Source organism: Aliiroseovarius sp. YM-037 (assembly GCF_048060095.1).
Lineage (GTDB): Bacteria > Pseudomonadota > Alphaproteobacteria > Rhodobacterales > Rhodobacteraceae > JBLUOA01.
This window is the reverse complement of sequence record NZ_JBLUOA010000008.1, coordinates 53,071-65,126: the sequence shown is the minus strand read 5'-3', so window position 1 is coordinate 65,126 and position 12,056 is coordinate 53,071. Positions and strand designations below refer to the sequence as shown.

The window sequence follows — 12,056 nt, the reverse complement described above, 5'->3', positions numbered from 1 at the left end:
GTCAGGTCAGGCGCGCATTGCTCCTCTAGCCCGAGGTGCTGCCTATCCTTTTCCGCCTCAATCATTGTGCTTTCTCCGACCGTATTATCAGCCGATGCTACATCTTCCAGCGGGGCGTCGTAAACGATAATGCCAAAGGGTCACAGCAAGCTGGCCCACTTACCGATCGGGCACCGCTTCAAGGGAAGTTTCGAACCGCTTGCCCGCCGCTGCAGCTTCTTTCAAGAGCGCGTCGAAATTGTCAGGTGGGTTGCCATCTTCCAACATCCCTTTGAACGTCGCATAGGCATCCGTCTTGCTGCCGTAGGCGCGCAGGGTCTTGTCGTCGTTCACCCAGGCCACCACGATGACCTTCGCATCGCTGTTGAACCGATAGAACAGCCGATACTGCTGGAAGAATTTCGCCCGGAACCAGTGCTTGCGGTGATCGCCGAGTGTGCCGCCTTGCCGGAAGGCGGCGGCACCCGGATCTGCCGGTATGGCCTCGGTGACCAGCTTGAAGATGGCGGCCAGCCGTTTCGTCGGGTTTTTCTTGTGCCAGGTCTTGGGATCGCGAGCCTTACGCGCCTCGACCTCCTCGACCAGCCCTTCGAGCTGGTCCAGAAAGAGTGGGTGCGCATAAATCGACCATCCATTCACGACAAGGGGCGCTTGGGCGGGCACGCTATCGCCGCTCATTCATCCTCGAGCGATAGCGGCGCATCGAGATCGACATCAACGTCTCCGACCAGTGCTGCAAGACGGTCATGCAAAGCCCCATCGAACGCCCGAATGCGGTCCGGATGCGCCTTGATATCGGCCTCGACAAAATCGAGAAAGGCTCCGAGCACGGGATCTTCCTCATCGCTGCGCACGGGCTCGATATAGACCCTGCCACTCGGCTCGGTGCAGTAACGAATCTGGTCGCCCTTGCCCAGCTTGAGTTGCTTGCGAACACCCGCCGGCACGGTCGTCTGATACCGATCCGTGAGTTTCGAGACATCTTGTGCGAGGGCTGTCATGGCAGTCTCCTGAAAGAGAGGGATCTTTGCTGCCTGCGATAGGTAATGCATTTGCATTGCCTTGTCAAGACAAGCCGCAGCATCTGCTGTCGCCGGGCAGGTCGATGACCCGTCCGGCGCAGGACCTAATTTCGCCTCGCCAGGAACTCCGCCAGCACCGGGCTGGCAGCACCTTTCGCGGAGCTGAGTAGCTCCGAGCCCGCAAGCGAGGCTTTCGACAGGCGCACGAGCCCGCCGGTTTCCTCGATGCGGTAGCAGCGGCGTTTTTGCCGACCCCGCCTGTAGTGGGTCGCGGTTACGATCTGGCAGGTGCTGCCATCGGTGAGCGTCACGGGCGTGGCGAGCCTGATCTTGTCGCCTTCCTCGTAGTCCGGGATCGCAGCCCAGTCCTGGCAGCGCTGGCGCCAGGCATGGGCATAGCTCTCTGGGTCCTTCAGGTCGGAGAGGAGCTCGATTAGCCCAAGGGGAGCACGAGACTCGTTCGGGCCAGCACTTTCCTCCATGTCCTTGTAGCCCCAGCAGCCGTCATCGTATCGGGTGAGGAAGACAGCCCCGAACGTGATGGAGCCATCCGGATCGGTCACATAGGTTGCGTCTTCGACAGCAGTGCCGTCGAGATTGGTGACCCTTGCCGCCGCATACCAGGTGGAGGCGACCTTGCAGGCCTTGACCAGTTCAGTTTTGCGCGTGTCGCCATGAGAGGTGCAGAGCCGGGCGATTTCCGCTTTCTCATCCGCGTAGGTCTGGACGCGGCCGTCGGTGTAGAAGAGCCATCCCATCTCAGAGTCCTTTCTCTCATTGGGGAAATTGTTGTCGCCAATGTCCCGAGAGGGCCGCAGGCCCGGCAGGGTATTGGCGATGCTTGTTTGAGAAAGGGCGCGTTACGCCGCCCTCCGGTCATCGATTTCCATCAGCGCATCGAGCGGCACGCGGTAGGGCTGCATGGCGTCGAAATCCTCGCAATTGCCGCAGTTCTGCACGATCGCGAAGGTGTCGCAGGCATCCTTGAGGATGACCCGGAAGGTGCCGCCGAGGCCCGAGGGCACGTCGTAGGTCCCGCCTATGAGATAATCCGAGGCCCGGCGCACGAAGACGCGGATGCTGTGGCCATCGGTGGCGAGCCGGATCGTCCCCTGCCCCCGGTCGATGAGCACCTGCACGTCATCCAGGATGTCGGTATAGAACTGGCCGATCAGATCGCGAAACGCCATGCGGCGCTGCGCCATCCAGTCGGTGTCCCGAAACGGGTTCATGCCGTCGGCGAAGGCGAAGGAGGGATCGGCCTGTTCGGTGGAGACGATGCGGGTGGTCGTGCCATCGATGCCGTTCGAGCGCAGATGCACACCATTGCCGACGATGAGGATCAGGGCGGGCCTGTCCACGGGCCCGTTCCAGTTGGGCAGGAAGGTTTTGCAGGCGCGCGCATGGGCGATCTGCGCCGCAACTGCGGAGGCAGAGAACTTGAGAATAGCCATGGGGATGTCTTTCTGTTCGGTTTGGAAGGGTCGACCCGCGCTCGGGATGCTCCGCGCGGGTCACTTGATGCGTCAGGCCGCTTGCGCGACCTCGCTGTCAGGCTCCGTGGTGTCCGCAGTGGGCTCCGCCTCATCACAGGCGACACCGGCGGTCTGCATCATTGACGGGCACCAGGCGGCCACGGCAGCGCGCTGCGCGTCCGTGAGCGTGGCGAAAGGCTCGGCGAAGAGCTTGTCGCAGAAGGCGACAATCTCCTTCTTGCTCGACGAGGCCAGCGTCACCGCCTCCTGGGCGAGACCCAGATCCTCACCGAGGATCTTCAGGAGCCACGCCTTTTTAAAGCGATTGAAGAGCGCCGCGTTCGGCGTCCAGTGGGCGCGGATATCGGGCATGATCTCGATCTCGAACGCATGCATCAGGCTGTCGCGCGATCGGTCCCGCGCGAAGCAGGACTGCGTGGTGCTGGCGGTGGCATAGGCGACGAGCTTGGCCTTCTCGCCGGCCTTCAACGCGCGAAACGCCGCAAACTGATCGGCGGGCGCGCGGCTGTCATCGAGCCAGGACAGATCAAGCGCATCATGCGCCGCCGCCACTTGCTCGAGCGAGGTCTCGTCGATCTCGTCCATCTTAGCGTGGCTGCGGTATTCCTTGCGGGCATCGATCTTGATCGCCTGCGTGACACTCATGCCGCTGGCCAGAACGTCACTGACCAGCTTGAAGAGCGTCAGATCGAGCGTGGCTTCCGGATGCAGCGCCATCGCGGCCCCAAGCGCCATGGCTCGCTCGGTCTTGAGGTCCTCAGCCAGTGAGGCTGGATAGGTGATTTCGCCAGCGTCGGGTGCCTCCTCCCCCGTCGCGTTGCCCGAGGCCCCGCGCGCGCCCTCCTTTTTGACGGTGTCTTCCGGGCGGACGAGGCCAACATGGAGGGTCAGCTGCCCGCCCGACCAGGACGCGATTACCCCAGACCGCGCGAGGTCCTCGGCGCTGTAGGCCTCCTGCAGGTCGCGGGCTTCCTCTTCCAAGGCGTCCACGCGGTCGTAAAGCGCGTTGTAGGCACCGTCCTCGAGCCCCTCATCCTCCATCTCGAGCTGCAGTTTCTCGAGTTCGGCGGTGATCTCATCGATGCGCTTTTGCGCAGCCTCATCAGGCTCGATCGGGCCGGGATAAACGCGGCCGTAGTCGGCCATGGTCGCGTAGTCATAGCGGACCATCGCATCGGCCCAGGCAAAGCCCAGCTTTATGCGGGCCTCTTCGGCGGCGGCACCGAGCTTCTCGAGCAGGATGGTTTCGACCAGCGCTGCATCCTCCAGCACGGAATGCTCTTCCAGAAGGTCAGCCGCGACGGCGCCGCCGCGGGCCTCGTAGTCCGCGCGCACGAAAGCCCCGATATCATCGCTGACCTGCACACCGCGGGATTTGAGCGCCTGACGGACCGTGTAGGCCTGCAGATAGCCGCCGTCTTTCGTGAGCGCCTCGAAGACCTCGCGCTGCGCTACCTGGCTCGGGTGCTCGGCGAAGGCCTTCATCGTGTCGAGCGTGATCACCTTGCCCCGGGCCGCGGCGCGGATGTCGGGGTGGATAAGGCCATAGCGCAACCGGCCCTTCACGGCGGAAACGGTGGCGCCGAAGGTCTTGGCGATCGTCTCGGGCGTCTGGCCATCGACCTCCATCATCCGGGCGAAAGCCTCGAACTCGTCGATTGCGTTCATCGGTGCCTGGGTAATGTTCTCGGCGAGCGACAGCGCCGTGGTGACATCGCAGTCATCCGGCACAAGGCGGCAGTCGATCTTGGTTTTCGCGGTGAACCCCTTTGCGGCCTTGTCCGCGACCAGCTCCTGCAGCGCGGCACGGCGCCGGCCACCGGCCAGCACGGCATATTTGCCGTCAAGCTTCTGGACGAGGAGCGGCTGCAGCAGGCCCAGAACGGCGATGCTGGCTTTCAGATGGGCGATGTTCTCCGGGTCATAGGTTTCCGGGGCGTTGCTGCGCACGTTGGCGGGGTGGGCGACAAGATCACCGATGGCAACGATGAAAGGGGCAAAGCTTGTGGTCATGGGATATCCTTCCAGGTGGGTGAGATGCGGCCCGCGCGCTTGCGCGTGACCAATCCCCGGCTTCAGGGATCACGACCACAGAAGGCCCGCTTTGCCTTTTTGGGGGCAGCGGACCTTCATCGTCTGAGATGTCAGGGGGAGGCGTCCCCTGCCCTTCTACCAGTCGCGCGCCAGCATGATGGTCAGCACGCGGACGGTGGTGGCGGGATTGTTCGGGGTCTCAGCCCCGAAGCGGAAATCCGAATCTGCCTCATAGAGATCGATTTTCCAGAACACGGTCTCGCCCCGGATCTCGACTACCCCGAAATCGTGCCATCCCTCGGGGTCATTCTCAGGCTCGAACGTGGCAAACTCACCGGTTGCCGTCACCGCCTCGGCCATGAAGCCGTCACCGGCCTCCATAAGCGAGCGGGTGACATGCATCCGGCCCTGGATGGGCTGCGCGGGCGGCACCCCGAGGCATGCGAGCTTGCGAAACGCGTCGTTCTGCGCTGCAATCACACTCGGATCAGGGCGGTCTGTCTGGGGTTGTGCGGTCATGGACATAGGGCATTCCTCTGAGAAGTTGAAACACCCTTCCAAAAGCCAGCTTTCACTTTTGCGGTCCCAATCCGCTCAAGCGGCCTTGGCGCCCTCCCCTGCCCTGCCCGTCTCCGATCTGGCGATCAGATAGTCGCAGGCACGCTGCGCATCCGCGGCGTGCCGGAAGATCGCACCCTTGTCCGACCGAAGAACGCGCAACCAGTTGTGGAGGTAGGCGGCATTCATCTCGAGCGTATGCGCCGTGAAGCCAAGCGTCTGCCCAAGAAACACGGAGGTCAGTTCCGCGACGATCTCCTCGCGTGCGTAAGAGGTGTTGCCGAACTTCGAGAACCCGAAATCACGGTTCAGCCGGTGGGGCGCCTTGGTGGCATGAGCCAACTCATGCGCCCAGACGCCATAGAAATTCCGTGGGTTCTGGAACCTCTCAATGGAAGGCATGAACACCTTGTCGACGGGGGGCAGGTAGTAAGCTTCGGTTCCCGTAAAGACCGTGGTGATATCGATCGCATCGAAGAAAGTCTGCATCCGGGGAATTGGCTCAGCGGGCGGATGGTCGGGTGCAGGCTCCGGGTCGGGGAAGAAACTGTCGGGCAAGCCCTCGATCTGGCAGGCATTGAACACGCGGTAGGATTTCTGGAAGCGGAAGATGCGGGCTTCCTCGGAGTGATCATCCCCGTCGCTGCGGTCATGCTCATCTGCGCCCGCGTCTTTCCGGCTTTGACCGTAATAAACGACGACTGAGGACTTCTCGCCCTTGCGGACCTTTGCGTCCAACGCATTGGCTTGCGGCAGCGTCATCCAGAAGGGAGAGCTGTGGCCCGCCATCACGGTCCGCATTGTCAGCAGGAAGTTGTTCACCCCCTGGTAGGGTTCACCGCCCACGCGCAGGGGGCGAGAGCTGCCACCTGCGGTCCAGGGCTTGCGCCACGGCAGGACGCCGCGCTCAATGATGCGGATGATTTCGTTTGTGATGGCCTCGGAGGCATCGAATTTGGGCGTGCGGGATCGGGCCATGGCTGGCGTCCTTTCGAGTTTTGGTGAGAGTAAGTGGTGATCAGGCTGACTGATGGGGCCGCGGATCATTGGTGATCCTGGCACCGAGGGCTTCGACCATGTCGATGTAGGTGGTCAGCGAGACGGACCTGCCAGGACCGCAAGGGTCAGGGTCGACCGATCCGTCCCGCGCCACGCACGGCAAGTTAGCGAAGGCGATGACGTCACTGGTGGGTCGGATATCGATGAAGGGCGTCCCTCGTGCGACCGCGAGGGCGGCCAAGGGAAAGCGCTCGATCGGCGCGAAGGTCGAAACGGTGGTCCAACCGAGATGGAGGAATGTCCCACCCTCCCCGCAGATCACATGCGCGTTTGGCAATGACGCCGCCTGCTTCAGATAGCCGAGATCACGCAGGACGGTCTGGCGTTCGAGCCGCTGTGCCAGCAACGTCTGGCCAGTTCGGCGCAGCTCTCTATGCCGCCACCACGAGGCAGCGGTTGCGCGGAGCACGCGCAAGACACCTGTTTGCATCGGAATGCCCTTCATCAGGAAAGACAGACCGGAATCCGGCCCGGACCCATCTGAGGGACCCCAAAGGCCCTCATCCGTCAGTCACAAAACCCGAAGAACACTTTCTCTTTTTCCGGCCCCTTTGGGCACACAACAAAACCGAAAAGCCCGGCCCTTCTGCCGAAGCCATTGATTTCATGCAGCAATTCAAGATCGGCAACTCATATCGGCAAAACCTTGCTTGAAAGTATGAAATGTGTTTATTTTTCAATTACTTTGCAAACATGGAAGATCGGCAAAATGCTGGAAACACCCGCCAGGATCGAACCCTGCTTCTTCGAGGAGCATATTCCTACAGAACTGGCAGACCTTTCGGTCGACATCCAGAGGGAAGCCACCGGGCTGGGACAAGGGTTGCATCCTGACAGCGCAGCCGAACTTGCCGATCTCGTCCGTGTGATGAACTGCTACTACTCCAACCTGATCGAAGGACACAACACGCGCCCCCGCGACATCGAAAGGGCGCTGGCTGGTGCCGAGCTTGAGGAAGAAACCCGTCCCCTCGCCCTTGAGGCCCGGGCGCACGTCATCGTTCAACGGGCCATCGACGAGATGCATCGCAAGGGCACCCTGCCCCGCCCCACATCCGTCGAATTCCTGACTTGGGTCCATAAGAGCTTCTACGACGAGATGCCGGAAGAGTTTCGGGTCATCGAACATCCCGACGGCACACAAGAGCCCATCGTTCCGGGACGCATGCGGCAGGATGATGATCGGGAAGTTGCGGTCGGGCGCCACCTACCTCCTTCATCGTCGCGCGTCGCGGCATTCATGGACCATTTCGACAAACGATTTCAGATTGCGGCGCGGTCTTCGAGCGGACGGATCATCGCGATCGCCTCTGCACATCACCGGCTCAACTACATCCACCCTTTCCCGGATGGTAACGGCCGTGTCAGCAGACTGATGTCTCATGCCATGGCCCTCACAGCGGGGATTGGTGGCCAAGGGCTCTGGTCCGTATCACGTGGGCTGGCCCGCGGGCTAACCGATCGGGGCGAGTACAAACGGATGATGGATCTGGCCGACAGTCCACGCCGCGGAGACCGCGACGGACGGGGGAACCTGTCAGAAGCGGCACTGAAGACGTTTAGTGAATGGTTCCTAAAGGTGACGCTCGACCAGATCACCTTCTCAGCAAGATTGTTCGATCTCGGCGGACTTGACCAACGGTATCGTCGTCTTGTTGCAGATACCATCGATGACAAGCGAGCGCCGGAACTAATCTCGGCGGTTCTTCGGCATGGGGCACTGGAACGAGGCGATGCGCAGATTGTGCTCAAGACGTCCGAGCGTACTGCTCGCAACACGCTGAGTAAACTGACCGCCGCCGGATACATGACGTCCGCCTCGCCGAAGACGCCGGTTCGGTTGGCGTTTCCGTTGGATTATCGAGAGCGGCTCTTTCCAAACCTCTTTGGAGACGGTGACCTCCCACAATAACTTTAGGCATTTAGGGTGTAATGCCTGGCCGCCGATTTCTTCCATGGGCGGCCAGATTTTCATCAAGGCTTGCTCGTGTGTCACTTGTCCACCGCGGTGGACATCTGCTGGTCTGAGATAAACTGAAGAACCACCACGCGCCGCTACGTGCGTTTGCACAGTTTTGGTTGCCACAAGCGCCGCTTCTCGTTCGAAGTCCACCGCGGTGGACATTAGACAGTTCGCTCATTGTTTTCGGACAGTCGCTTGATCAAAGCTAATGGATCAAATTGGTTTTGCCTTTGACCCAGGGTGATACTGTGAAAATACGCTCCAAAATCCCTGATGCGTTTTCCAAGCTGTAGCATGATGAAGATCGCGCATGACGCTTTCTGAGCTCCTACAGCATTCTTGGCTTTCTCGAAAGTCTCTGGGTGAATGCCCATCATGGGTGCAAGTGTTCGAGCATGGTTTTCAATGTCCAACCAGTTCGTAAGTCTCTCTGTGGAGAACGATGTCGCCTGATCGCAGACTGAGGTCAGCAAGTCTGGTTTCAGGGCCTCAAGGCCTATGTTGCTATCTAAATCTTTTTTTTCTTCTTCAGACTTAGATTGATGCCGGACAGTTTGTCCGTCATTGGCGGGCAATTCCATAGTTTCAGGCGGGTCATCCGGGGTAGACAAACTCTGGCATTCTGCATCTGTATTGGCGAGCAGAGCGTGGTATTCGGGGAGGCTCAGCTTCCTGCGTAGAGCTTTCCGTGCGTGGTTGATGAATGCGTTGCTAGGATCGTGCTCTTCCAAATGGGCGAGCTTTGTAAGGATCTGTTTGCGGACAAATATCCGATCTCGCCGGTTATTCTCCATCTCTTGCGCGATGGCTATAAGCTCGCTCGCACGTTGGAGCAGGGGGGTGAGAGACAATCCATAACTGATGCACTCCCCGCCGGATGAGCGAACGCGGTAGCGCTTTCGGTTCGAGCTGTCATTGCGCTTGATGAATCCGAGTTCAACGAAGCGGTTGATGTGCCTCCGGAGTGTCCGTTCGTCGATTCCGCCAACGCGCTGGCAAAGTGAATTGTTAGACGCAAAAACCGTTTCGCCATGGCCAGGTTTCAGAAAACTGAGCATTGCTTGAAGTGTCTGTATGTGGCCAGGACGTAGACCAAACACGCTGCGTGCATCTCTCAGGGCTCTGAAGATGGTCCAGACGTCGGTTTCAGATGGGGGAAATGAGCCGCGGGTTGCATCAGCACCTGCGGCTTCGATCGAGAGTTTTGTAAATGCCATGGCTTGTTCACGACGACCGTTCGGCCCACAACTTCCCCGTCTCTTTCCTCGAATTTTCGCGGAAAAAGGCAAAAAATATCAGTCCACCGAATCGGTGACTCTTGACCGGTATGCTGGAGGTTGCTACATCAAAGATGCTAATCAGATGATGAGGGCTCTCCAGGGGAAACTTTGGGGGGCTCTTTTCTTTCGGGTCTTCGCTTTTCTCCTCTGCTCGTGTTGCTCTGTGTGGCCTGGGTTAGGACCCAGAGCCTCTCTCATTCCGCCACTGTACGAAGAGTTGCAAAAGCGTAGCTTCCGCGTGCTCTTCGAGCCATTGGCCGAATTCTGGATTGTCCTTCTTGGTGACCTTGAGCGCGATCGCCTTCTCATCGATTGTCAGCGTGCCCAATGAACTGCCGTTCTCATCATTGATGACCGAAGTCAGCCCACGATTGGGCGGCTTCTTGTCGCTACGTGCTTTGCTCGAGCAAGCCGAATAGACCGCTTGGAACTTTTCGGAACTAGGAGTGTCGTCGGGCAGGGCGGCGAGCGCCTCTTTGGCGATGTCCACCAAATCTACCTTCACCGACAAGGCAGCTAGATCACCCCACTGCCGTCGTCCGATCCCATGTGCTGGCCCGATGAGTTGAACAAGACCGTCTGGCAGTTGTTCTATGACGACCCTGTGGTTGGATACGCCTTGCCGGGTCAGACCTAGAGCATCTTGAATGACACCGGGTTTGTACCCGGATTCTTGCATCTCTTTGATAAAAAGAGACTTTTCTATAAAAGACGGATCAAGCCTGAGGTTGTTCTCCTGGCCTTGAGCGATCAGAGATGCGTCATCGTCCAAGGTTCGAACAATTGCCTTGACCGTTCCACCGACCTTACGGATCGCCGCAAGCCTGCGGCGGCCGTAGATGATGCGGTATCTGTCCGGTTGGGCAGATGGACGGACCATGATGGGCACTTGTTGGCCATGCTTGCGAATGCTCTCGGCCAACTCATCGATACTGGAATCTTCCAGCACCAACCGATCGCGCAGCCCATCCATGTCAATCTGATCGGGTTCGATATCGCGAATCGAGTTTGCTGTGATCTCGCGCAAAGAGTCGCGCAATCCTCCAACAGATCCCGGCAGCTTTGCCGCTTTTGGCGGGGTAGGGGAGGGGGCTCCGCTCTCCGTCTCATTCCTTGGAGGCTGGTTGAAGATGTTTCGGGCCATCAGCGACGCCCCCATGCCATTTGGATCGTCTGCTCTAGCTCATCGCCAACGCCATTCACGCTGGTCAGGGCGCGATCAATTGTCTTTCTGATGAATTGGCTTGGATCGACTTCGTAGACGGTCTGCTGGGTCATCCCCGCGTCGGAGATCGCCGTAGACTTCAGCATTGGCTCTGTCATGACCTGACCTGCCAGAATTGATCTCAGGTAGCCTGCCATTTGGGTCTGCGGACCGTCCGACGGTTCATATCTGGTAATCAGGAACTTGACAAAATCCCATGTGACACGCCGACCGATGGCTTCCTCCACGGCCTTGACCGTTTCTGAAGCAAGCTTCAGGAATTGGCTCATAGATGCGATGTCAAGCATGCCAGGTACCACGGTAACCAAAAGCCCCGTCGAGGCTGCCAGCGCAGTCAGGGTTAGAAACCCAAGCTGAGGCGGGCAGTCGATCAGGACGATGTCGTAGTTTGCCTCAACCTCTTCAAGCGCCAAGGCGAGGCGCTCTGCAAAGATGGGCTGTACGCGACGGGCGAGAGCGTTTGCGGTCTCGGTTTCGTACTCCGAGAGCATCAAACCGGCGGGCACCATGTCGAGCTTATGGAAGTAGGTCTTTTGGATGACGTTCGAGAGAGGAACTTGGTCCTCATATCTCAAAGCATCATAGATTGTGCCGCCATCGGCGAACTCAAGCTCGGGCCGAAAGCCGAAAAACGTGGTCAAACTTGCTTGCGGATCGAGGTCTAGGACCAGCACGCGGTAACCGCGCAAGGCATACCTTTGCGCAAGATGAATCGTTGCAGTAGTCTTTGATGAGCCGCCTTTGAAGTTGACGACGGATATCACCTGGAGACGATCGCCATCACGTCGACCTGGGCGGTAGCTTTCTGCGTTCTTTCCAGTGCGTCCAAGAACATCGCGCAACTCATCAATCTCTTGGGCTGTGTAGAACCGGTGTCCGCGGTTGTCTGTATGCACTTCCGGGAAGCTGCCGTCCTTGTGCCGGTTGCGCAGGTTAGATGTGCTTACGCGCAGGAGGCCGGCGACTTCGGTGGAACTGAAGCGACGTAGGGACTTTCGTTCTTCGGGTTCGAAAGCGATCTTCATCTGGCGATCCAAAGACTCAGCCAGATTGTCGGCAAATGCTCCGATATCGGAAGAGCCTATGCCTTGCGTGTATCCAATGTTACGATCATCCATGTCTTGCCGCCCACTCTCGGCCTCTGTTGAGGCTCTTAGTCATTCTGACGGTGTACAGCGTGTCTGACGCGTTTTGCCGTCAGAATGGGAATGCCACGATCCAGTGAGTCCGGCAAGAAGAATCTAAATGTAGTGTGAAAGTTATCCACAACACCTATAGGTGTTGTCGTGTAAAAAACTCAGCAAGTCATTGATATAGATATATTAAATGCAGATCTAACCAAATCGAGCCGCTACTCTGTTGAGTTGGCACATTAGCAGCTAACCCCAAGCAACTAATGGCACTTTCTGCCTCCTGCGG

The 12,056-nt window shown here is 59.0% G+C and carries 12 protein-coding genes; 1 reads left to right on the top strand and 11 read right to left on the bottom strand.

Annotated features, from left to right (window positions below; all coding sequences use genetic code 11):
• Window positions 1-159: 159 nt before the first annotated feature.
• From ACEWPJ_RS17750 to ACEWPJ_RS17715, 8 genes are all read right to left on the bottom strand, one after another.
• Entirely contained in the window at window positions 160-678 is a 519-nt protein-coding gene (locus ACEWPJ_RS17750) for a type II toxin-antitoxin system YhaV family toxin (RefSeq protein ID WP_108895353.1), read from the bottom strand.
• Window positions 675-1,001 carry a type II toxin-antitoxin system PrlF family antitoxin gene (locus tag ACEWPJ_RS17745; RefSeq protein ID WP_005668772.1) on the bottom strand — a complete coding sequence of 109 codons (327 nt, stop codon included), beginning with the start codon at window positions 999-1,001 and terminating at the stop codon, window positions 675-677. Before ACEWPJ_RS17745 ends, ACEWPJ_RS17750 begins: the two co-directional genes overlap by 4 nt.
• 125 nt (window positions 1,002-1,126) lie before the next feature.
• The gene (locus ACEWPJ_RS17740) at window positions 1,127-1,780 is read right to left on the bottom strand and encodes a DUF6927 domain-containing protein (RefSeq protein ID WP_416514317.1); all 654 of its coding nucleotides are present in this window, start codon (window positions 1,778-1,780) and stop codon (window positions 1,127-1,129) included.
• Window positions 1,781-1,882: 102 nt separating this feature from the next.
• Window positions 1,883-2,476: a regulator gene (locus tag ACEWPJ_RS17735; RefSeq protein ID WP_324782608.1), complete on the bottom strand. Its 594-nt coding sequence runs from the start codon at window positions 2,474-2,476 to the stop codon at window positions 1,883-1,885.
• 72 nt (window positions 2,477-2,548) lie between these two features.
• Window positions 2,549-4,531, bottom strand: a complete 1,983-nt coding sequence (locus tag ACEWPJ_RS17730) for a ParB/RepB/Spo0J family partition protein (RefSeq protein ID WP_416514316.1) — start codon at window positions 4,529-4,531, stop codon at window positions 2,549-2,551.
• A gap of 156 nt (window positions 4,532-4,687) precedes the next feature.
• Window positions 4,688-5,077 (bottom strand): DUF3768 domain-containing protein, encoded by a 390-nt coding sequence (locus tag ACEWPJ_RS17725; RefSeq protein WP_416514315.1) that lies wholly within the window; start codon window positions 5,075-5,077, stop codon window positions 4,688-4,690.
• A 69-nt stretch (window positions 5,078-5,146) separates the two neighbouring features.
• Window positions 5,147-6,088 (bottom strand): ArdC family protein, encoded by a 942-nt coding sequence (locus ACEWPJ_RS17720; RefSeq protein ID WP_416514314.1) that lies wholly within the window; start codon window positions 6,086-6,088, stop codon window positions 5,147-5,149.
• Between the two features lie 40 nt (window positions 6,089-6,128).
• Window positions 6,129-6,599, bottom strand: a complete 471-nt coding sequence (locus tag ACEWPJ_RS17715; RefSeq protein WP_416514313.1) for a hypothetical protein — start codon at window positions 6,597-6,599, stop codon at window positions 6,129-6,131.
• Between the two features lie 279 nt (window positions 6,600-6,878).
• Here ACEWPJ_RS17715 and ACEWPJ_RS17710 point away from each other — a divergent pair, with 279 nt between their 5' ends.
• Window positions 6,879-8,081 (top strand): Fic family protein, encoded by a 1,203-nt coding sequence (locus ACEWPJ_RS17710; RefSeq protein ID WP_271118310.1) that lies wholly within the window; start codon window positions 6,879-6,881, stop codon window positions 8,079-8,081.
• Window positions 8,082-8,293: 212 nt separating this feature from the next.
• Here ACEWPJ_RS17710 and repC read toward each other — a convergent pair whose 3' ends face one another.
• From repC to repA, 3 genes are all read right to left on the bottom strand, one after another.
• On the bottom strand, window positions 8,294-9,349 hold the full coding sequence (gene repC / locus ACEWPJ_RS17705) for a plasmid replication protein RepC (protein ID WP_416514312.1): 1,056 nt from the start codon (window positions 9,347-9,349) through the stop codon (window positions 8,294-8,296).
• Between the two features lie 238 nt (window positions 9,350-9,587).
• Window positions 9,588-10,556 carry a plasmid partitioning protein RepB gene (gene repB, locus ACEWPJ_RS17700; RefSeq protein WP_024099295.1) on the bottom strand — a complete coding sequence of 323 codons (969 nt, stop codon included), beginning with the start codon at window positions 10,554-10,556 and terminating at the stop codon, window positions 9,588-9,590.
• Window positions 10,556-11,755: a plasmid partitioning protein RepA gene (gene repA, locus ACEWPJ_RS17695; RefSeq protein WP_009807965.1), complete on the bottom strand. Its 1,200-nt coding sequence runs from the start codon at window positions 11,753-11,755 to the stop codon at window positions 10,556-10,558. The genes repB and repA overlap by 1 nt, the downstream gene beginning before the upstream one ends.
• Between the last annotated feature and the right edge of the window lie 301 nt (window positions 11,756-12,056).